This is a genomic window from Nocardioides sp. ChNu-99 (assembly GCF_029493445.1).
Lineage (GTDB): Bacteria > Actinomycetota > Actinomycetes > Propionibacteriales > Nocardioidaceae > Nocardioides.
This window is the reverse complement of sequence record NZ_JAHWBL010000043.1, coordinates 1-20,876: the sequence shown is the minus strand read 5'-3', so window position 1 is coordinate 20,876 and position 20,876 is coordinate 1. Positions and strand designations below refer to the sequence as shown.

Here is a 20,876-nt window from a genome sequence, read left to right as displayed (position 1 = left end):
GGGGGCCGGGCGGGCGGGGGCGTCAGGTCGTGCGCGCCAGGTCGACGCGCAGCAGCCGCACGACGCCCGCACCGAGCAGCACGACGGCGACCACCCCGACGTACGCCGCGCTGACGCCGGCGCCCCACGGCACCACCCCGCTGCCGGTGCCGACGACCTCCAGCGCGTTCGCGAACGGCCCGAACCGCGCCAGGTGCTCCCCGTGCGGCAGCACCGCGGGCACGAGCGGCTCGACGAACGCGGGCCACGCGACGACGAGGCCGAGGGTCACGCCCGCGTGGCGGGTGAGGGCCGCGACGCCCAGCGCCATGAGCGAGAACGCGAGGACGACGGAGGTGGTGCGGGCCGCGACGCCGATCGCGGCGGCCGACAGCGGCTCGACACGGGCGGCGGCGGGCCCCGCGACGACGTCGAAGACCACCCCCGAGGCCAGCGTCGCGACGAACGTCGTCGGCACCACGACGAGCACGACCAGCGCGATCTTCGCGAGGACGACGGGCAGCCGCCGCGGGGTCACGAGGAACGCGGTGCTCAGCGTGTTCGTGCGCACCTCGGCGAGCAGCAGCACGGCGGCCAGCACCGTCAGCACGGCGAGGCCGGCCCCCGGCACGCCGTCGCCGAGCACCCCGATCGTCGCCACCGTCTCGTCGGGCAGCGCGAGCGTGTTCCGGCACTCGTTGCCGGGCGTCGCGCAGAAGCTCTCCCGCGAGCCCATCGCCGCGCCGAGCAGCGCGGCCAGGACGGGCGGGAGCGCCAGGGCGAGGCCGACGCCGCGGGTCAGCAGCCGGGTCGAGGTCGCCTTCAGGAGCTCGGCCGCGAGGTGGTCGCGCAGCACGCGGCCCGGGCTCGGCGCCGGTCGCGGGGTCCAGGTCGCCGTCATCGCTCGCTCCCGGCGCTCGTGGGGGTGGGTGGGTGGACGGCGGGGGTGCCGGGCAGCGTGGCGCCGCGGACGAGGTCGGCGTACGCCGCGCCCAACCCACCGCCCCGCTCCTCGATGCCCCGCACGGGTACGCCGGCGCCCGCCAGCGCCGTCGCGACCGCGTCGAGCCCGGCGCCCGGCAGCAGCCAGCTGCCGTCGGGCCCCACCTCGGGGCGCAGCCCGGCGATGTGCAGGGCGCGCCGGGCGGCCTCCTCGTCCCGCACGGGGTCGAGGAGGCGGACGGCGACGGCGGTCGTCGTGCCGGCCACCAGCTCGGCGACGGGCCCGTCGAAGAGCGCGCGTCCGCGGCCGAGCACGAGCACGCGGTCGACGAGGGGCTCGAGCTCGGCGAGCTGGTGGGAGGAGAGGACGACGGTGCCGCCGGCCGCGACACGCGCGGCGGCCAGCTCCGCCAGCCAGCGGGTGGCCGCGTGGTCGAGCCCGTTGAACGGCTCGTCGAGGACGAGCACGGGCGGGTCGCCCAGCAGCGCGCCCGCGAGGCCGAGCCGCTGGCGCATGCCGAGCGAGTAGCGCTCGACCGCCTCGCCCGCGGCGTCGGCGAGACCGACGGTGTCGAGCACCTCCTCGACGCGCGCCCGGGGCAGGCCCGCGGCGCGGGCCATCCACCGCAGGTGGTCGCGCCCGGAGCGGCGGGGGTGGAACCAGCCGCAGTCGAGCAGCGCACCGACGACCTCGGCGGGCCGCGCGACGCGGGCGAGCGGGCGGCCGCCGACCAGCGCGGCGCCGGCGGTGGGCCGCTCGAGCCCGAGGAGCACGCGCAGCAGCGTCGTCTTGCCCGAGCCGTTCGGGCCCAGCAGCCCCAGCAGCGTCCCCGGCGCGACGGTGGCGTCGACGCCGTCGAGCGCGACACGGCCGGGGTAGTGCTGCGCGACGCCCCGCAGCTCCAGGACGGGTGCCGGGCCGGGTGCCGGGCCGGGGGAGCTCACGCCACGTCCCTCCCCGACGACGCCTCCGCGCCGCAGGCGTCGAGCACCTCGGCGAGGTCGGCGACCGCCGCGGCGGCGCCGTGCTCGACGGCGACGGCACCCACGTTGACGACGACCTCGTCCACGCCGAGGCGGCGGTGCTCCGCGACGACCTCGGCGACGTCGGCCGGCGAGCCGTAGGTGAAGAGCCCGTGGCCGACGGCGGCGCGCAGGTCGCGCGCGGGGTGTCCCTCGATCGGCACGCCGGCGGAGCGCAGCATCGCCTGGTAGTGCGGCAGTCCGAGGTGGGTGCTGCACGCGATCGCCGCCAGGCGGGGAGCCACGCGGCCGGGGCGGGCGACCGCCGCCTGCACCACCGACACGAGCCGCGGGCGCCGGCGGCCGGCCTCCGCGGCCCCCTGCTCGAGGCCGGGGAGCACGGTGTCGGCGAGGTACGCCGTCGGCGCCAGCCACGTCACCGCGAAGTCCGCCACCTGCCCCGCCAGCCGGGCCATCCGCGGGCGCAGCACGCCGAGCCCGACCTCGACCGGCGGGCTCGCCAGCGGGTACGGCGCCATCCCCGTCGCTGCGGCGTCGCCGTCGAGCAGCGCCCGCACCTCGCGGGCGTAGTCGCGCACCCAGCTGCCCGGACGCTCGAGCGGGCCGCCGCGCAGGGCGGCGGCGGCGCTCGCCGTACCGATGCCGTAGGCGACGGAGAACGGCCGCTCGCTCAGCGCCGCCACGCCCCGGGCCCGCAGCGCGGCGTCGAACGGGGTGCGCAGCGGTGCGACCGCGACGGCCAGCCCGGCCCGCACGTGGTGGCCGCGCCCGGCGAGCGCCGTGAGCGCGTCGTGGGAGTCGAGCTGGAACGACTGGCCGAGCCAGAGGCGCACGTCGCGCTCCTCCGCCAGCGTCGCGGCCTGCGCCAGCGGGCCGAGCCCGTCGAGCTGGGCGCCGAGCATCACCGAGACGCGGTCCATCACCGGCTCCCCTCGCGGGTCGCGACCGGACGCGCCGGGCGCGGCTCGTCGACGACCAGGTACGGCGCGACCTGCAGCGCCGCGGGCACCCACGGCCGCTCGCCGCGCCGGGCGAGCTCGAGCAGCAGCGCGGTGTCGGCGATGCCCGCCCAGCCGTGGAAGTAGCCCAGCACCGCCGTCTTGGCCCGGTCACCGGTGAAGAACCCGTGCTCCGCGGCGTGGTGGGCGCTCGAGCGCCAGCACGCGTCGGCCAGGTCGAGGGCCCAGGAGGCGTCGAGGCGCTGCGCCACGTGGAGGAGCACCTGCACGACCCCCGCCGCGCCGTGGCAGACGCTGAGGTCGACCGGCCCGGCGGAGGCGACCAGCGGGGCCGCGGCGCGCTCGGCGAGGTGGCGCAGGCGGGTGACGTCCTGGTGCTCGTCGACCGTCTCGGCCAGCACGAGCGCGAGGGCGGCGGCGCCGCTGCACCAGCCGCGGGCGGAGCGCGGCGGGTCGACCGCGGCGACGGCGAGCACGCCGTCGACCGCTCGCCGCAGCTCCCGCTCGTCGCCGAGGCGGCGCGCCATCGCGGCGCGCGCCCACAGCACGCCGAGCGTGCCGTGGGCCAGGTCGTGCTCCGCACGGTCGGGTACGCCGTGCCGCGCCGTCGCGGCCAGCGCCCGCTCCAGCGTGGCGAGCGGCATCGCCGGGTCGCCGGCGAGCACGAGTCCGGCACCGGGGAGCCCACGGGTCAGGTCGTCGGCTGCGAGGCGCTCGGCGTCCAGTCCGCCGCGGCCGTCGAGGCCGAGCGCGGCCTCGACGAGGGGCAGCACACCCGCGGCGCCCGGGGCGGTCAGCTGCGCGCCGTACGCCAGCGAGGCCCGCCCGGAGATCACCGAGAGCGGCAGCTGCTCGAGCGACTCGCGGTAGCGGCGCACCAGCGCGGCCTGGCCGCGGCGCACCTCCCCGAGCTCGTCGGTCGTGTCCAGGGGGCCCTCCGCCCGCGCCGCGCGATCCAGGAACACCCCGATGCCGCCGGCGTCGTGCAGCGCGACGGCCGAGCCGATGTCGTAGGTGGGCAGCGAGTCGGCGTGCAGGCCCGTCACCCAGCCGCGCTGGGCGCCGTCCACGCCGGGGGTGCGCACGGCCGCGCGGCGCAGCAGCGCGCGCACCGGCCGCCAGTCGATGCCGCCCGCCGCGCCCGGTCCGGACACCAGGGGCGCCACGTCGACCGGCAGCGTGTCGCGGGGCGCGCCAGCGGTGTCGGCCCCCTCGGCCTCGGCGGCCCGGGCGCGCAGACGGCGCATCTCCGACATCCCGTCCTCGACGAGGAGGCGCTCGAAGAGCAGGTCGTCCTCGCTCATGTCCCGCAGGCCCAGCCACGCCCAGTCGGCGGGCGTGTGGTCGGTGAAGGGCACGGAGCGTGCGTCCTCGCCCAGCAGCCGGTAGTCGTCGCTGTCGACGGTGAAGTAGGGGATGTCGCCCTCGGCCAGCGAGGCGCGCTCGACCTCGGCGATGAAGCGCGCGACGTGGGGCAGCTTGAGGCCCAGCGGCGGCTGGAGGCGGGCGAGGAACCGGTCGAGCTCGGCGGGGTCGCGCAGCAGGTCGGGGTGGGTGGCGGCGTTGAGCAGGCGCGCGTAGGTGCCGGTGGGCCGCACGATCTGGCGCAGCGTGAACGGCCGTGCGGTGAGGTGGCCGAGGATCTCCCGGCGGTGCGCGACCACGCTGCGGTAGCCGGCGGTGAACCCGTCCTGCAGCGCCGCGTAGTGGTCGAGCACGCTGCTGACCCGGCCGTCCGCGAAGGCGAGCACGTGCTGACGGCGCAGGAACGTGTAGGTGCGCCGCGCGATGTCGACCCCGTCGGTGCCGCCGTCCTCGACGACGAACTCGGTGCGCGACGACTCCTGGTCGTAGGGGATGCCGACGCCGCCGAGCACGACGGAGTAGGGCCCCGTCGGCATGCGCTGCGGGAACATCAGGGTCCCTGCGACCGAGCGCCGCACCCGGTCGCCGAGACCGTCGGCCACGTCGAGCGAGCCCGTCGAGCGCTCCGCGTGCAGCACCGTCTCGAGGTCCACGAGGACGGGCCGGTCGCGCACGGCCATCACGTTCTCCTCGTGCAGGTCGGTGGCGCCGATGGGGCCGAGCAGCGCAGCGAGCGCCCCGAAGCGCCAGTAGTAGGTGTCGGCGTCGCGGTGGTCGGCCGCCGGGGCGGGTACGACGTGCTCCTGCCACCCGTGCGTGCCGCGGTCGAGCGCCGCCGGGACGCAGGCGGTGAGGTCGTGGGGCAGGTCGCGGGAGATCAGGCGCAGGCACGCGCGCAGCGCCGCGTCGCCCGCCAGGGTCCGCGGCTTGTAGACGAGCCGCGCCCCGGAGGCGAACGTCAGGCCCATCACCATCCGGCCGCCGCGGTGGGGGTCGGAGTCGAGGTGGGCGAGCCGCACGAGCGGGCCGGCGTCGGCCGGGAGCATGCCGGCGGCGACGAGCGCGTCGCGGTCGGCCACCACCCGGTCGGCCGCCTCGGCCACCGCGCGGCCCGTGTTCGCCGCGACCCGGTCGAGCAGCGTGGCGAGCGCCGGGTAGCGCTCGAACCAGCCCGCGACCTCGGCCGCGTCGAAGCCGGCGGTCCAGGCCTCCATGGCGCGGGTCGAGGCAGGGTCCGCGGGCCAGCCGCGGGCCTCGCGGAAGGCGTGGAACTCGACCACCGTCACGCGGCTGACCAGGCTGGCGACCCGGGCCAGCAGCAGGGCGCGGGCCGCGTCGTGCACCACCGCGTCCGGTACGCCGGCCCGCTCGCCCCGCGGGCCGGTGCCGTCGGTGCCGTCGGTGGAGGAGGACGCGGCGAGCTCGCGGTGCAGCACCGGGGCGAGGACGTCGACGACGGTCTCGGTGATCGTGTCCATAGCGGGTGCCTCCTCAGCTGAGGAACATGCGCGCGTACGCGCCGTCCCGGGCGGTCAGGTCCAGGTGGGTGCCGACCTCGGTGACCCGACCGTCCTCGAGCAGGACGATCTGGTCGGCGTCGACGACGGTGGAGAGCCGGTGGGCGATGACGACCTGCGTGCAGCTCATCTCCGCGATGGCCTCGTGCACCAGGCGCTGGTTCTCGTTGTCGAGCGCGGAGGTCGCCTCGTCGAGCACGAGGATGCGGGGGCGGCGCAGGAGTGCCTTGGCGATCGCGACCCGCTGGCGCTGGCCGCCGGAGAAGTTCGTGCCCATCTCCGAGACCACCGTGTGGTAGCCCATCGGGAGGCCGTCGACGAAGCCCATGAAGGGCAGCGCGCGGCAGGCCGCGATGGCGTCCTCCTCGGTCAGGTCGGTGCCGAGCACCAGGTTCTCCGCCACCGTCTTGTTGTGGAGGTAGCCCTCCTGCGGGATGTAGCCCACTTTGCTGCGCAGGGCCGCCAGGGAGAGCTCCTCGCGGGGCACCCCGCCGTACCGGACCCCGCCGGAGGTGGGGGCGTAGAGGCTGCAGAGGATCTTGCCCAGCGTGGTCTTGCCCGACCCCGACTCGCCGACGAGGGCGACCTTGGCGCCCGGGGCGATCTCCAGCGAGACGTCGGTGAGGACGTCGGGGGAGTGGTCGGTGTAGCGGTAGCCGATGCCGTCGAGGGTGATGCCGGCGTGGGGCAGCCGCTCGCGGGTGCCGGGGTCGGCCTCGGGGGCGTAGTCGTAGATGTCCTCGGAGCGTTCGAGGTAGCGCGAGGCGACGGTGATCTCCATCAGCCCCTGGTAGACCGCGAGGCCCAGGCCGAAGACGAGGGCGGCGACGCCCTGCACCGAGACGGCCTCGCCGAGCGTGATGGTGCCGGCCTGCACCCACGAGAGGCTGATGAGCATGACGGTCAGGGGGCCGAGCGCCTGGATGGTGGCGACGGTCGAGCCGATCCAGCCCTGCTGCACCCGCATGCGGCGGCGCATCGCGGCCAGCATGGAGCGGTAGCTGTCGCGCCACTCGTCGAGGAACGTCTCGGTGTAGCCGCCGATCTTGAGGTTGGCGACCGAGACGGTGGCGTCGAGCTGGATGCTCTGCACCTTGCCGGCGTGGTGGACCTCGTCGTCGGTCGCGCTGCGCACCAGCTTCTGGCTGGCGGCCAGCAGCACGACCACGACGAGGTAGCAGCCGAGCACGACGGCGCCGAGCTGCGGGGAGACCCAGAAGACGTAGCCGACCAGCACGATCGAGGTCAGCAGGTCGATGGCGCCCTGCATGAGGCGGGTCGCGATGATGTCGCGCACCTGGTTGAGGCTGTTGAGGCGGTACATCAGCTCGCCCGGCGGGCGGACCATGAAGTAGCGCAGCGGCAGCCGCAGCAGGTGGGAGAACGCCCGCTCGAGCAGCTGCCAGGACACACGGCAGACGAGCGCGGTCGCGGCGTACGTGCGGACCACCTGCACGAGCGCGAACCCGACGGCGAGGATCGCGACGGTGCCGAGCGCGGCGCCCAGGCCGGAGCCGGGCTGCACGATCTCGTCGACGAGCTCCTTGGTGAGCACCGGGATGGCGAAGGTGAAGCCGAACGCCACGACGCTCATCAGCCCGAGCAGCGCGAACCCGCCGGCGGAGGCCTCGGGCCACAGCGGCTTGCCGCGCCACGCGGCGGCGAACGGCCGCCGCTCGGGAGTGAACGCCGGGCCGGGCGCGAAGGTCAGCACGAACTCGGAGAAGTCGCGCTCCAGCTCGTCGCGGGGCACCCGCACGCGGCCGACCATCGGGTCCATCAGCACGGCGCCGCGGCGGTCGACCGACTCGACGACGACGAAGTGGTAGCCCTTCCAGTGCGCGATGAAGGGGCCCTCGAGGGCGTTCAGCCCGTCGACGTGCCGCACCCGCAGCATCGAGCACTCCATGCCCTGGCTCTCCAGCACCGCCTTGATCTGGCGCATGCCGAGGCCGTCGCGGCCCGGCTCGAGCACCTCCCGCAGCCGGGTCATCGACAGCTCGCGGCCGTGGTGGGCGAGCGCCGAGCGGGCGACCGCGAGGCCGCACTCGGTCTGCGTGACCTGCAGCGTGGTGGGGACGCGGTGCCGCAGCCGCGGCAGCGCCAGGCCGGCGGCGCTCACGCCGTCGCCCCGGTGATGCCGCGCGCGAAGGCCAGCGGCGAGGCGAGCACACCCGGCTCCACCCGGTCGAGCAGGTGCCACAGCACGCCGGCGCGACCGGTCATCAGCCCCGGGCTCTGGTTGTAGCGGATGAGCGGGTCGGCCAGGCGCCGCTCGACGAGGTCGGCGCCCAGGTAGCTGTCGAGGTCGCCGCGGAGCCGGTCGGCCTCCGCGGCGGCCGGGGTGCCGGGCGCGGCGGCGCCGACGAGGCCGAGCGCGTCGCGCAGCCCCAGCGCGCCGTGGCACAGCGTGAGGGAGGTGGCGACCCTGCTCGCCCGGATCCCGGCGAGCGGGGCCTCGAGCACGCCGGCGGGCAGGGCGCCGACGCGCACCGCCTCGGCGAGCGCGACGAGCGTGCCCGCCGAGCCGTTGCACCAGCTGTCCGTGTGGTTCTCGACGCCGGCGCGGTTGGTGCGCAGGGGGAACGCCGCGTCCTGCCCCGCGGTGCGGAACCCGCTCAGCAGCTCGTCGTGGCAGCGCACCGCCAGGTCCCGGGCCGGCTCGTGGCCGGTCGCGGCCAGCGCGCGGGCCGCCAGCAGCAGCAGGCCGGAGACGCCGTGGGCGAGACCCGAGGCGGCGAGCCGGCCCGGCAGGTCGGTGCCGAGCGCGTGCAGCACGGCCTCGGCGACCTGGTCGGGCGCGCGGCCGCCCGGTCCCTCGGGGCCGGTGACGGCGTCGTCGCCGAGCACGAGCCAGCGGCCCACACCGCCGGCGACGACGTCGAACCAGCCGTCGTGCACGTCACCGGTGGGCACGAGCGCGTGGGCCGTGCGGGCGGCGTCGAGCAGCGCGGGGTCGTCCAGCAGGCGGCCCGCCTGCCAGATGCCCCAGGTGGCGCCGGCGAAGCCGTTGTAGGCGCCCTGCCCGGCGGCCGCGAGGCTGCGGGACTCGTAGGAGTTGGCCGCCAGGATGCGCGCCACCGGGTCGAACACGTGGCGGGCGGCGGCGACGAACCGCTCCTCGCCGAGCACGACGCCCGCAGCGGCCAGCGTCGTGGCCGGCCCCGTGCGCCCCGTGTAGAGGTCGTAGCCCAGCACGCCGGGGGGCCAGGGGCGCTCGGAGTCCGACGACGCGACCGGTCCGACCCACGTGTGGGGCAGGTGCGGGTAGCGGTCCTCGACCTGCTCGTCCGCGATCTCGTGGGCGAGGCGGGCGGCGAGGTCGCGCAGGGCGCCGCGGTCCGTCGTACGACGGGCGGCCGGGGCGGCCGGGGCAGCCGGCGCGGCGGGCGCGAAGACGGCGGCGGCGTCGTACATGCCGTGCGGGTCGGGCAGCTTGGCGCTCAGGGCGATGCGGATGAGCTGCAGCTGCTCGGCCAGGTCGCGCTCGCCGAGCCGGTCGAGCTTGCGCTGCTGCTGGGCCAGCGGGCTGGCCACGAGGTCGGCGACGGGCGTGGGGTCGTGGGCCGCGGTCAGGTGGCTCTGGTCGGCGCGCACGAGGAGGTAGGGCACGTCGGTGTCCCACATCTGGGTGCACTCGGAGGCGACGAGGCGGTGGTCGGCGCCGCGGCTCGCGATGGCGATGCGCTTGAGCAGGCTCGCGGCGAGGCGCGGGTCGGCGCCGGTCGCGGCGCCGGTGAGGGTGCGCAGGCACTGCTCGTACTGCACCGTCGCGTTGTGCACGTAGCGCAGGCGGGCGGTGCCGAAGAGCTCGACGACGAGCGCCCGGAACTCCTCGCGGTGGGCGAGCACCTGCGCGTAGGCGCGGGCGAAGCCGTCGGTCATCGCGGTGATCGCGTCGATGGTGCGGCGCTGCGCGTCGCGCGGCAGCTCCTCGCGGCGCTGCGGCTCGGGGGCGCGACGACCGTCCCAGTGCACGCGCACCTCGGCGCGGAACGGGTGCTCGACCGCGAAGCGGCGGAACGGGCCGGAGCCGCGCGCCTCGCCGCCGCCGAGGAACCCGACGTCGACGTAGCCGTCGCGGTCCGCGCGGGCCATCACCATCGGCAGCACGCCCATCGCGAAGACCGAGGTGTCCATCTTCCGGTACGCCGAGAGGTCGGTCTCGACGAGGCCGCGGGCCTTGTGGCGCTGCGGGTGCAGGAGGGTCTCGAGGTCGACGGGCACCGGTCCCCGCGCGGTGGCCAGGATGTTCTCGAAGTGCATGTCGCGGGCGTTGAGCGCGTAGAGCACCGCCGCGAGCTCGCCGATCGCGTCGAGGTCGGGCTCGGCGCCCGGGGTGGCCTCGACGAACTCGACGTACCCGTAGCCGTCGCGGGCCAGCACGGACGCGGCCTGCAGGTCGGTGCCGACCAGCGCGTTCCAGCGGCGGGCGAGGTCGGCGTACGCGGCCTCGGCGTCGACGGGGCGGGGCTTGTAGACCACCCGGACGCCGCCCTCGAGGGTGACCACGGAGACCGACCGGCCGCTGGCGTGCGTGTCGCCCGCGAGGCTGAGGCCCGCGATGCGGGCGGGGGCGACGCCGAGGTGGCGGTGCACGTCGTCGGCGTCGGCCACGACGCGGCGCACCGTCTCGGCGACGGCCGCCATGCGGCGCTCGAGGCGGGTGCCGACGCGCGACCAGGTCACCGGGTGGGCGAGGGCGAGCGGGCGGAGGCGGTAGGCGAGCTGCTCGGCGCAGAAGCGGCGGTAGGCCTCGGCCGAGTCGACGCCCTCGCGGGGCACCAGGAGGTCGGCCAGCGGCCGGACCGCCAGGTCGAAGAAGTCGCGGACGAGCACGAGCTCGACCTGCGCGCGGAAGGCGGCGGGGTCGGCGAGGTGCACGTCGAGGTCGGGGTCCCACAGCGTGGTGTAGACGTGCGCGGAGACGGCCTCGCTGATGCGGGCGAACGTGTAGGTCTCGGCACCCTCGCCGAAGGAGTCGAGGGGCAGGCGCCGGGGCGGCAGCGCGTCGAGGACGTGCTCGTCGCGCAGGTCCAGCCGCAGGTCCGCCAGCGGCTCGATGATCTCGTCGACCTCGCTCGAGGTCAGCTCGGGGTAGAACGTGGCAGACATGGCGGCCCTCTCGGCGTCGGCTGGTGGGTGGGGCGGTCGCGGCGGCTGGTGCCGGCGGCTCACGGGCGGGCGAGGTGCCTCAGCACTCGTCCGTGCAGGACGTGGTGGGGCAGCTGTTCGTCGACACGTAGGCCGAGATCACGCTGATCACGACGGTCGGCGTGCCGCCGCCCTGCGCGTCGCCCTCGGTCAGCTCGACGAGCTCCTCGTCGGTGTAGCGGCCGAGCTCCAGGTTCTTCTTCATCGTGGCTGTTCCTTCCGTGCTGGGAGTGCTGGATGTGGTGGACGGGTGGTGCCGGTGGTGCGGTCCTGCTGGTGGTGGAGCGGGTGGTGCGGGCCGCTCAGGGGCACCAGGCCATGCACTCCTGCGAGAGGGTGCACCAGCCGCCGGTGTTGCCGTAGGCGTCGCTGAGGGAGAACGTGTTCGTCGTGCAGGCGCCGAACACCTCGTTGTCGAACGACTGCTCGTCGATCTCCTCGATCCAGTCGATGCTCTTCATGAGGTTTCCCCTTCCGAGGGATGTGTGGGTGATGGATCCACGCGTCTCCGGGCGATCGGCTGGATGAGGTCCTGCTCTTGCTCGCTGCTTCCGGATGCCTTGTGGTGAGCACCAACCTGCCAACCCGTGGGGGGACGCACATCGGCCGCGCGGGCGAGGTGTCGCGGGGGATTTCTGGGCCCTGCGGGGGGTGGACACGGGCCCTGTCTCCGCCGCGCGGGGGAGGCCGGGTCGCCCCGTCTCCGCCGCTCAGTCCTCGAGCAGCCAGGCCCGCTCGACGAGGGCCCGCACGGGGGCCGCGCCGTCGTCCCCGCCGGGCGGGGGAGCGGGCTCGCCGGCGCGGTGCCCGACGCGGAGCGCGACCGCCCGCCGCAGGGCGGACTCGTCGAGCCGGGCGTCGGGCGGCAGGCCGCGGTAGCCGGTGGTGAACGCGGCCGTCAGGCGCTGCAGGGTGCCCGCCGGGCGGCCCGCGGCCTCGACGTACCACTGCAGCCGCGCGAGGTCGCCGACCACGCCGCCGACGTCCGCGGCCGGGTCACCCAGGAGGTGGGCGGTGACGCGCACGAGCACGACACCGGAGGGCTGCGCGTGCAGCCGGTCGAGGCCGAGGGGGCCCTGCAGTGCGGTGCCGCCGGCGGCGAGGGCGTCCGCCCAGTGCTCCAGCGAGACCCGGTACGGCGCGGGCAGCGCCGCGGGCCGCGTCCAGGTGGGGCGCTCGGGCGCGGGGGGTGCCGGCGAGGTGGCGTCGGCGACCGCGTCGTGGCGGCCGCGCAGCCAGGCGCCCACGGCCCAGAGCGTCCGCAGCCAGCGGCGTACCTCCGCCGGCGCCCGCCCCGGGTCGGCCGCCACGGCAGGGCCCGCCGCGACCAGCTCGTCCTCGAGGGACGGGGTCGTCGCGGGTCCGGTCGTGGCGCGGACCTGGATGCGGGTCGGGTGCACGTTGTCGGCCGCTGGCGGCCGCTCCCCTCTGGGTCGGCGGGCCCGGCGACCGGGTGGGCCGACGGTGGTGGCCCTCGAACCTAGGCAGGGGGAGGCGGGCGGCGCATCGGCCGCGCGACGGAGATCCGGGCCGCCGGCCGCTCTGCGGGCCGGCGGCCGTTCAGTCCGAGCCGGCGGCCATGAACCCCGACTCGAAGGCGAAGACGACGAGCTGCACGCGGTTCACCAGCTGCAGCTTGGCCAGGCACGCCGACACGTGGGTCTTGACCGTCGCGGGCCCCACGAAGAGCTCCGCGGCGATCTCGCTGTTGGAGCGGCCGTGCGCGACGTGGCGCAGCACCTCGCGCTCGCGCTCGGTCAGCTGGTCGAGCGCCGCCTGGTTGGCGGGGGAGATGGCGACCTGGTCGGTGCTCGAGCGCTCCAGCCCGCGCGTGATGACCGGGCGGGTGACCTCGGGGGCCAGGAGGCTGTGGCCGGCGGCGGTGGCCAGCACCGCGTCGGTGAGGTGGGCGGGGTCCGTGTTCTTCAGCAGGAAGCCGACGGCGCCGGCCTGGAGGCAGGCGAGCACGCGCTCCTCGTCGCCGAAGGTGGTCAGCATCAGCACCTTGGCGTCGCTCGTGGCGGCGATCCGCCGGGTGGCCTCGATGCCGTTGAGGCGGGGCATCTCGATGTCCATCAGCACGATGTCGGGCGCCAGCTCGGCGACGGCGGCGACGGCCGCCTCGCCGTCCGCGGCCTCACCGACCACGGTGAGCCGCTGGTCGACGCTGAAGAGCAGCGCGAACCCGGCGCGCACGAGCTTCTGGTCGTCCACCAGCAGCACCCGCACGGGCCCGGTGGATGTCGTCGGTGTGTCGCTCATGCGTGTGCCGTGGCGTCGTCCCACCGCAGGTGTGCCGCCACCACGAACCCCCCTTCGTCGCTCGGTCCGACCTCCAGGTCGCCGCCGTGCAGCAGCACCCGCTCGCGCATCCCCACCACGCCCATCTGCGACCCCGAGGTCGGCTCGCTGCGCGCCGGGCCCGGGTCGCTCACCCGCAGGTCGAGGCGACCGGCACCCGGCCCGGCACCGCCGTCGACCGCCAGGTCCACCCGCGCGCACCGGGCCCGCGAGTGCCGGGCCACGTTGGTGAGCGCCTCCTGCACGACCCGGTACGCCGCCAGCGCCGCCGCGGGCGGGACGGTCCGCACGTCGCCGGCGGGGGCGTAGTCGACGTCGAGGCCGAGGGTCTGGTACGTCGCGAGCAGGTCGGGCAGGGCCGTCAGGTCGCCGCGCACGACCTCCTCCTCCGCCGCGTTCTGCACGCGGAGGGTGTTGAGGAGCAGGCGCAGGTCGCTCGTCGCGCCCCGGGAGATCTCCTCGACCGTCAGCATCGCGTCGGCGGCCTGGTCGGGGGAGGAGCGCAGGACGGCGCGGGCCGCCGCGGTCTGGATGCCGATGAGCGCGACGTGGTGCCCGATGACGTCGTGCAGCTCGCGCGCGATGCGCAGCCGCTCCTCGGTGACGGAGCGCTGGCGCAGCCGGTCGGCCTGCTCGGCGATCGTGACGCCCCGGTCGCGGGCCTGGGCCTCGCGCCGGGCGGACCACCACGCGGCCGTGCCCCCGAGGGACGAGGCGAGGAAGAAGGTGAGGGCGGAGATGCCGGCCTGGGCCATCGCGGCCACGGGCGGCGAGATGGACCCGACCTCCGGCAGCGTGCGCAGCAGGTCGAGCACGTCGTGCAGCAGCACCTCGGAGAGGACCCAGAAGACGGTCGCGAGCGCCATGACGACGGTCATCACCAGCGCTCCGGTGCGGTGCGCCGACCAGGCGACGGCGCTGAAGAGGGTGAAGAAGTAGTAGACCTGCAGCGCGAACACGGCCGACACCTCGGGCACCGCCACCGCGGTGGCGACGTAGTGGCAGATCGCCAGGGTCAGCACGAAGAGCGGCGCGACGCGGCGCAGCGCCAGCGTGAGCACCGGCAGCACGATCCAGAGGTAGGTGCCGAGCAGGCCCAGCGCCGAGTCGTCCAGCGTGCCGAGGCTGCGCGTCGTCTCGACCGACAGCATCGCGCCGACGGCCAGGGCGAGCGCCAGCACCGGGTCGACCGTCAGCGCGTTGCGGACGTCCACCGGTCGCGTCCACCCCTGGTCGACGCCGTACAGGCGTTGCAGTGCCCGCAGCACCCCGGTCCCCCTCCCCGTCGGTCCCGGCCCCCGTCGGGTGGGCCGGCGGACTCCCTTCCCCGCCCCGGGGGGTCGAAAACAGTCTCGTCGTACCCGTCCTCGCAGGTCCGCGCCTCCCCCGCGCGGGGGAGATCCCGGCGCCGGCGGATCCCCCCGGCGACCGATGCCCGCGGGGGCGCCGCGCTCCTACCGTCGAGGGACGAGCTCGGGCCGTCACCGGGACGGTCCGCACCACCGGAGGGACGAACGATGACCACCGCGCTGCAGCAGACCCCGACCGCCCGTCCGTCCGAGGACGTCGTCCGCGACCCGCTGGAGGACGTCGTCGGCAGCATCGAGGACGAGCTGTTCGAGCAGGCCGTCGGCGAGCAGCTCGCGAGCCTCGGCACGATGCCGAGCATCTCGACGGTGCACTGCCTCACCTCGAAGCACGACACGGTCCTGCTGCCCCGGCTCTGAGGCCGCGGCTGCGGGCCGCGGGCGCGGGGGGACCGCGGACGACCGCAGCACAGATCGACGAGGAGGGAGGGGAGCGCGGTGGACGACCTGGCGACGTGGACGCGCGTGCTCCCCGAGCTCGGCGACGAGCAGGCGGTCGGCGACCTGCTGGCGTGGGCCGACGCGCTGCCCTCCGACCTGCCCCCGGACCCGGGGTCCGGGGCACCCGGCGACCGGTCCGGGGTCGGGTCTCGGGAGACCCCGGACCGGTGCTCCACCCCCGACGACGGCGTGCTCGGGGCCTTCGTCGCGGCCGTCGCCGCCCCGCTGGTGGCGCGGGCGGCCGAGCGCCTGGACGCGCTGACGGTCGTGGCCGACCGCGAGCGCGTCGTCGCCACCGCGGCCGGGGTGGCCCGGTCCGCGGTCGCCGAGCAGGTCGTGCGCCCGCTGGTGGCCCTCCTGGCCGAGGACCGCGCCGCCCGTCGCCTGCCCGGCGCGACGCCGGAGGACCGGTACGCCGCGTTCCTGGCCCACCTGCTGTCCCCGGCCGGCCGCGCGCGCGTCGACGCCCGCCACCCCGACCTGCTGCCGCGGGCCCGCGGCCTGGCCGCCCAGCGGCTCGACGCGCTGTGCGCCGCCCTCGAGGAGACCGAGGACGCCTGGACCGCCGTGTGCGTGTCCCTCGCGCTGGACCCCGACGACCGCGTCGTGGCCGTCGACCCCGGCGGCGACGCCCACGGCGGGGGCCGCACCGTCCTCGTCCTCACCACCGCCGGCGGCCGGCGCCTGGTGGTGAAGCCGCGACCGGTGGACCTCGAGGCGGGGTACGCCGCGTTCGCGGCCTGGCTGGGACGCAGCGCCACCGGCCTCGAGCTGCCGCGGCCCGCCTTCCACCGCGGCGCACGGACGGGCTGGATGGAGCACGTCGCGCCCGGCGCCGCGCCCCACCCCGACTTCCACGCCATGGTCGGCGTCCACCTCGCCGCGCTCCACCTCCTGCGCGGCACCGACGTGCACTACGAGAACCTGCTCGCCGACCCGCAGGGACGTCCGGTCGTGGTCGACGCCGAGGCGCTCTTCACCCCGCGGCTCGGCGACGGCGCCCGCCCCGACGTCCTCGACGTGACCGCCACCGGCCTGCTGCGCGTGGCCTTCCCGGGCAGCGACTTCGACTTCGGTGCCCTCGACTACCGCCGCGGCTCCACCTCGCCCTTCCGGGCCTGGCACGTGCGCGGCGCGGGCCGCGACGACCTGCGTCTGGAGATGGGGCCGGTGGTGGTCGACGACCCCGAGACGGTGCCCGGCGGCGGCCACCGCACGGCGGCCGACGCCGAGGCCCTCGTCGACGCCTTCGTCCGCTGCCTCACCTTCGCGCGCGAGCACCGCGCCGCGGTCGTGGCGCGGCTGGGCTCCGACTTCGCCCGGGGACGCTGCCGCTACGTGCACCGCCCGACGATGAGCTACGCGCTGCTGCTCCGCATGGCCACGCACCCGCGGTTCGCCGCCGAGGCCGACCGCCGCCGCGTGCTGGCGCGCCTGGCCGTGCTGGCGCCCGCGACCGGCCCCGAGCTGCTGGCCTCCGAGGTCCGCCAGCTCACCGGCGGCGAGGTGCCGGCCTTCGTGCTCGACCTGCACGACCGCCGGGTGCGCGACGCCCGCGGACGCGACACGGGCGCGCGGGCGGCGGCGACGCCGTACGACGACGTGCTGGCCCTGCTCGCCGGCCTCGACGAGGCGCACGTCGCCGCCCAGACCGAGACGCTCCGGGCCTGCACGGCCCACTGGTCCGGCGGCACCCCCGCCGCGTCGGACCGGCTCGTGGGGGCGGGGGACCAACCCAGAAGAGGAGAAGTCCAGTGAACAGCTCCAGCACCCTCGACGGCCGCGTGGGCGGCCAGGTGGGCACCTCCGGTGGCGCCGGGCGACGGGGCCTCCACCTCGTCCTGGCGCTCGTGGTCGGCGCCCTCGTCTCCGTCCCCGCGCTGCCCGACGCGACCGCGTCGTCGGTCGGCGTCGTCGGCCTCGTCGCCGGCGTCGCGGTGGCCGTGCTCCTGCAGCGTCGTCCCGGGGGCGGCGGCAGCGTCGGCCGGGCCACGCGCGGTCTGCTCGTCGGGGCCGGCATCGTCGGCGCCCTCCTGCTGCTCAGCATCGGGTTCGGCATCGCGGCCGCCGAGGCGCCGCTGCTCGTCGCCGTGCCCGCGCTCGTCGCGGTCGCGATGACCTACGCGATCGCGCGCGCGGTCGACGCCTGAACCGGCCCGCGACCGACGGGCCGGGGCTCAGGAGCCCCAGTACCCCCGGTGCACCACGTCGGCGACCGGCTTGCGCTCCCGCCGGGCGGGCGACCCCGAGGACCCCGTGTCCTCGGGGTGCCGGTGGCCGATGGTGAGCGCCCCCACCGGCTGGTACGACGCGGGCACGCCGAACGCCTCGCGGAAGTCGCCGACGCGTTCGGGCGTGATGCCGAAGAAGCAGGCACCCAGTCCCTCGTCGACGACCGTCTGGAGCGCGAGCAGCGTGGCCATGCCCGCGTCGACGTACCAGTAGGGGACCGGCCAGCGGGCCTCGTCGCGGTCGGCCCAGCCCTTGTCGGGCGCGGCGTAGCGGTCGAGGTAGGCGTCCTTCGACGTCAGCGGCACGAGGACGACCGGCGCGGTGCGCATCCCCGAGAGCCAGCGGCCCTCGGGGTCGGCGTGCTCCGGTGAGGTGACCTCCCAGAAGCGGGCGACGTCGACCGGGGTGTCGAGGCGCAGGAACGCCCAGCCCTGGCTGAACCCGGCGCTCGGCGCCCGGGTGGCGTGCTCGAGCACCTTGTCGACGAGTGCGGGGTCGACGGGCCGGTCGGCGTAGCGGCGCACCATCCGGCGTCGGCGGACCACCTCGGAGAACTCCATGGCCGCAGTGTCCCAGGGCCGGCGACGGGCCGGCCGCGCGTGGCCCGGGTCACCTCGCCTGAGGTGGGCGGGGGAGTCTGGACGAGGACTAGGGATCGCGCCCGATGTGCGGGGCTACCTCAGACCGGGAGCCTGCTGCGCAGGCTCCCGCCGGGAGCCGACCGACCCGCACCGACCCCGCCCCCGCAGGAGGCCCCCGTGTTCGCCACCCCCGACTACCTCGTCGCCGAGGCCCGCCACCGCGCCGAGGAGGTACGCCGCTTCCTCCCCCGCCGCGACACCCGCCCCGACGCCGAGCGTCGTCGCCGCCGCTACCGCTGAACCCCTCCCCGCCCGACCGGACGCGGCGCCCGGCGCCGTCGTCGGTGATCATGGGACCCGTGGTGGTCTCCCGTGGCTCGGCGCTGGTCGGACGGGGCGCCGAGCTGGACCAGCTCGGCGCCTGGCTGGGCATCGGCGCTGCCGGTCCGGACGTCGCCGCAGCGCCCGGCGACGCGGCGCCCGACGACCTGCCGCCCTCGGTGCTCGTCGCCGGTGACGCGGGTGTCGGCAAGACCCGGCTGCTGCGGGAGCTGCGCGACCGGGCCGTCGCGGACGGCTGGCGCGTCGACGCCGGTCACTGCCTCGACTTCGCCGACTCGGCGCTGCCCTACCTGCCGTTCTCCGAGATCCTCGGCCGGCTCGAGCGCGACCTCCCCGAGGTCGTCGCCGCCGTCGTCGAGACCCACCCGGCGCTGGCCCGCCTGCAGCCCGGCCGCCGCATGCGCACCGGCGAGACCGACGACGCGACGAGCCTCGCCCGCGGCGACCTGCTGCCCGCGGTGCACGCGCTGCTCGAGGCGGCGGCCGCGCCCGCGCCGTACCTGGTCGTGGTCGAGGACGCCCACTGGGCGGACCAGGCGACCCGCGACCTCCTCTCCTTCCTCTTCACCCGGCCCTTCGGGGCGCGGGTGGCGGTCGTCGTGTCCTACCGCTCCGACGACCTGCACCGCCGGCACCCGCTGCGTCGCCAGGTCGCGGAGTGGGCCCGGCTGCCCGACGTGCGCCGCCTGCAGGTCGACCCGCTGCCGCCGCCGGACGTGCGCCGCCTCGTGCGCGGCCTGGCCCGCCAGCGCTCGCGGCCCGCGGGGCGGCTGAGCGAGGCCGAGATCGCGGCGATCGTCGACCGCGCCGACGGCAACGCGTTCTTCGCCGAGGAGCTGGTCGTCGCCGCCGGCGGGGACGGCCTGCCGGAGGACCTGGCCGACCTGCTCCTCGTGCGCCTCGACCGCCTCGACGACGACGCGACGCGCGTCGTGCGGGTCGCGTCGGTGTCGGGGCGCCGCGTCAGCCACGAGCTGCTGGCCGTCGCCTCGGGGCTCGCGCCCGAGCGGCTCGACGCCGCCCTGCGGCACGCGGTGGAGATGAACGTGCTCGAGCCGCGCAGCGACGGCTCCTACGTCTTCCGGCACGCGCTGCTGGGCGAGGCCGTGTACGACGACCTCCTGCCCGGCGAGCGGGTGCGCCTCCACGCGGCGTACGCCGAGGCGATCGCCGACGGGCGGGCCGCCGGCACGGCCGCCGAGCTGGCCCGGCACGCCCGGCTGGGCCAGGACCCGACGACCGCGGTGCGTGCCAGCGTCGAGGCCGGGGGCGACGCGATGCGGGTCGGCGCGCCCGACGAGGCCGCGCAGCACTACCAGCACGCGCTCGAGATGCTCGGCGCGCCGGGCGTCGTCGTGGCGGCCACGGAGCTCGCGGACCTCGTGACGCGGGCGGTCGCCGCGCTCGTCGCCGCCGGCCACGTCGCCCGCGCCACCGCGGTGGCCCGCGAGCAGCTGGAGACCCTGCCGGCCGACGTGCCCGACGCGGTGCGCGGCGAGGTGCTGACGGCCTTCGCGACCGCGCTCGGCATGGCCGACACGACCGAGGACGTGCTCGGCTACACCCGCGAGGCCGTCGAGCTGACCGTCGACGCGCCCGTGGCGGTGCGGGCGCGGGCGCTGGGCTTCCACGCCCGGGCGCTCACCGCGTGGGGCGAGCCCGACGACGCGCGCCGCGTGGCCCTCGAGGCGCTGGGCCTGGCCGAGCGCCACGACCTCCCGCGCCTGGCCAGCGACTCGCTGGCCACGCTGGTGGGCCTGGAGCGCGACGGGCCGGTCGACGAGGTCCGGGCCTCGATGGAGACCGTGGTGCGCCGGGCCCGGGCGGCGCGTGCCGTCGACGCCGAGCTGCGGGCCCTCTTCTTCCTCGGGCGCCTCCACCAGGACCGCGCCGAGCACCAGCTGGCCGCCGACGCGTTCGCCCGCGGCGTACGACGGGGGGCCGCGGCCGGCACGCCGTGGGCGCCCTACGCCTTCGACTGCCGCTTCCACCTCGCGTCGGTCGCCTTCGACCAGGGCGACTGGGACAGCGTGCTCGAGCTGACCGACGTCGCCGGGCAGACGCCGCCCGCCCTGAGCGAGGCGTGGCTGCTCGCCCTGGCGGTGCGCGTCGCGGCCGCCCGCGGCGAGGCCGACGCCCTCGCCCGCGCCCGGTCCCTGCGCGAGCGCTGGCGGGAGGAGGGCCTGCTCGCGGTGAGCGCGGCGACCGCGGAGCTCACCGTCGCCGAGCACGAGCGGGACGCCGCGGCCGCCCTCGAGGTGTACGACGCGCTCGTCGCCTGCGTGACGGTCACCTGGCGCGAGCACTTCCCGGCCCGGCTGCGGCTGGCCGCGACCGCGCTCGGCGTGCTCGCGTCCGCGGCGCTGGGCCGCGACGGGGTGGGCCTGACGGAGGACGAGCGCGGACGGCTGGCGCCGGAGGCCGAGCGCCTCCTCGACGACGGGCGCCGGGTGCTGGCCGACGTGCGCGAGTCGGGCACCGGCTTCGGCCCCGAGGGGGAGGCGTGGGCGGCCCGGCTGGGTGCGGAGTGGCTGCGGTGGCGTTGGGCGGCCGACCTCGACCCGCCCGCCCCGGACGAGCTCGTCGCCGCGTGGCGGCGCGCGGAGGAGACCACCGAGGCGGCGCGCAACTCCTCGCTGCTCGCGCAGGTGCGGGCCCGGCTCGCCGTCGTGCTGCGCGCCACCGGCGACGCCGCGGCCGCCCGCGAGGTGG

Annotated in this window: 17 protein-coding genes; 5 read left to right on the top strand and 12 right to left on the bottom strand. The window is 76.8% G+C overall.

Features of this window, described 5'->3' with window-relative positions; translation table 11 throughout:
• Positions 1-22 precede the first annotated feature (22 nt).
• The 11 genes from KK617_RS13740 to KK617_RS13690 all read right to left on the bottom strand — a co-directional run bounded on the left by KK617_RS13740 (position 23) and on the right by KK617_RS13690 (position 14,469).
• Positions 23-880: a hypothetical protein gene (locus KK617_RS13740; protein WP_277500643.1), complete on the bottom strand. Its 858-nt coding sequence runs from the start codon at positions 878-880 to the stop codon at positions 23-25.
• Positions 877-1,866, bottom strand: coding sequence for an ATP-binding cassette domain-containing protein (locus KK617_RS13735; RefSeq protein WP_277500642.1), 990 nt, complete (start codon positions 1,864-1,866; stop codon positions 877-879). Before KK617_RS13735 ends, KK617_RS13740 begins: the two co-directional genes overlap by 4 nt.
• On the bottom strand, positions 1,863-2,825 hold the full coding sequence (locus tag KK617_RS13730; protein ID WP_277500650.1) for an LLM class flavin-dependent oxidoreductase: 963 nt from the start codon (positions 2,823-2,825) through the stop codon (positions 1,863-1,865). The genes KK617_RS13735 and KK617_RS13730 overlap by 4 nt, the downstream gene beginning before the upstream one ends.
• On the bottom strand, positions 2,825-5,707 hold the full coding sequence (locus KK617_RS13725; protein WP_277500641.1) for a DUF4135 domain-containing protein: 2,883 nt from the start codon (positions 5,705-5,707) through the stop codon (positions 2,825-2,827). Before KK617_RS13725 ends, KK617_RS13730 begins: the two co-directional genes overlap by 1 nt.
• Positions 5,708-5,720: 13 nt before the next feature.
• The gene (locus tag KK617_RS13720; RefSeq protein ID WP_277500640.1) at positions 5,721-7,868 is read right to left on the bottom strand and encodes a peptidase domain-containing ABC transporter; all 2,148 of its coding nucleotides are present in this window, start codon (positions 7,866-7,868) and stop codon (positions 5,721-5,723) included.
• Positions 7,865-10,861 carry a type 2 lanthipeptide synthetase LanM gene (gene lanM / locus KK617_RS13715; protein WP_277500639.1) on the bottom strand — a complete coding sequence of 999 codons (2,997 nt, stop codon included), beginning with the start codon at positions 10,859-10,861 and terminating at the stop codon, positions 7,865-7,867. The genes KK617_RS13720 and lanM overlap by 4 nt, the downstream gene beginning before the upstream one ends.
• 79 nt (positions 10,862-10,940) lie before the next feature.
• Entirely contained in the window at positions 10,941-11,105 is a 165-nt protein-coding gene (locus tag KK617_RS13710) for a class II lanthipeptide, LchA2/BrtA2 family (protein WP_277500638.1), read from the bottom strand.
• Positions 11,106-11,202: 97 nt separating this feature from the next.
• Complete coding sequence (locus tag KK617_RS13705; RefSeq protein WP_277500637.1) at positions 11,203-11,361, bottom strand: plantaricin C family lantibiotic; 159 nt, start codon at positions 11,359-11,361, stop codon at positions 11,203-11,205.
• A gap of 249 nt (positions 11,362-11,610) precedes the next feature.
• Positions 11,611-12,300, bottom strand: coding sequence for a hypothetical protein (locus KK617_RS13700; protein ID WP_277500636.1), 690 nt, complete (start codon positions 12,298-12,300; stop codon positions 11,611-11,613).
• Positions 12,301-12,460: 160 nt separating this feature from the next.
• The gene (locus tag KK617_RS13695) at positions 12,461-13,162 is read right to left on the bottom strand and encodes a response regulator transcription factor (protein ID WP_277500635.1); all 702 of its coding nucleotides are present in this window, start codon (positions 13,160-13,162) and stop codon (positions 12,461-12,463) included.
• The gene (locus KK617_RS13690) at positions 13,159-14,469 is read right to left on the bottom strand and encodes a histidine kinase (RefSeq protein ID WP_277500634.1); all 1,311 of its coding nucleotides are present in this window, start codon (positions 14,467-14,469) and stop codon (positions 13,159-13,161) included. Before KK617_RS13690 ends, KK617_RS13695 begins: the two co-directional genes overlap by 4 nt.
• A gap of 249 nt (positions 14,470-14,718) precedes the next feature.
• On the opposite strand from KK617_RS13690, the gene KK617_RS13685 reads away from it, so the two are divergent.
• The 3 genes from KK617_RS13685 to KK617_RS13675 all read left to right on the top strand — a co-directional run bounded on the left by KK617_RS13685 (position 14,719) and on the right by KK617_RS13675 (position 17,159).
• On the top strand, positions 14,719-14,928 hold the full coding sequence (locus KK617_RS13685) for a hypothetical protein (protein ID WP_277500633.1): 210 nt from the start codon (positions 14,719-14,721) through the stop codon (positions 14,926-14,928).
• Between the two features lie 78 nt (positions 14,929-15,006).
• Positions 15,007-16,767 (top strand): DUF4135 domain-containing protein, encoded by a 1,761-nt coding sequence (locus KK617_RS13680; protein ID WP_277500632.1) that lies wholly within the window; start codon positions 15,007-15,009, stop codon positions 16,765-16,767.
• Positions 16,764-17,159: a hypothetical protein gene (locus tag KK617_RS13675; protein ID WP_277500630.1), complete on the top strand. Its 396-nt coding sequence runs from the start codon at positions 16,764-16,766 to the stop codon at positions 17,157-17,159. Before KK617_RS13680 ends, KK617_RS13675 begins: the two co-directional genes overlap by 4 nt.
• 27 nt (positions 17,160-17,186) lie before the next feature.
• Here KK617_RS13675 and KK617_RS13670 read toward each other — a convergent pair whose 3' ends face one another.
• Entirely contained in the window at positions 17,187-17,801 is a 615-nt protein-coding gene (locus KK617_RS13670; RefSeq protein WP_277500629.1) for a nitroreductase family protein, read from the bottom strand.
• Positions 17,802-17,999: 198 nt separating this feature from the next.
• On the opposite strand from KK617_RS13670, the gene KK617_RS13665 reads away from it, so the two are divergent.
• Positions 18,000-18,122, top strand: coding sequence for a hypothetical protein (locus KK617_RS13665; RefSeq protein ID WP_277500628.1), 123 nt, complete (start codon positions 18,000-18,002; stop codon positions 18,120-18,122).
• A gap of 59 nt (positions 18,123-18,181) precedes the next feature.
• A partial coding sequence (locus tag KK617_RS13660) for an AAA family ATPase (RefSeq protein WP_277500627.1) occupies positions 18,182-20,876 on the top strand: 2,695 nt, incomplete at its 3' end.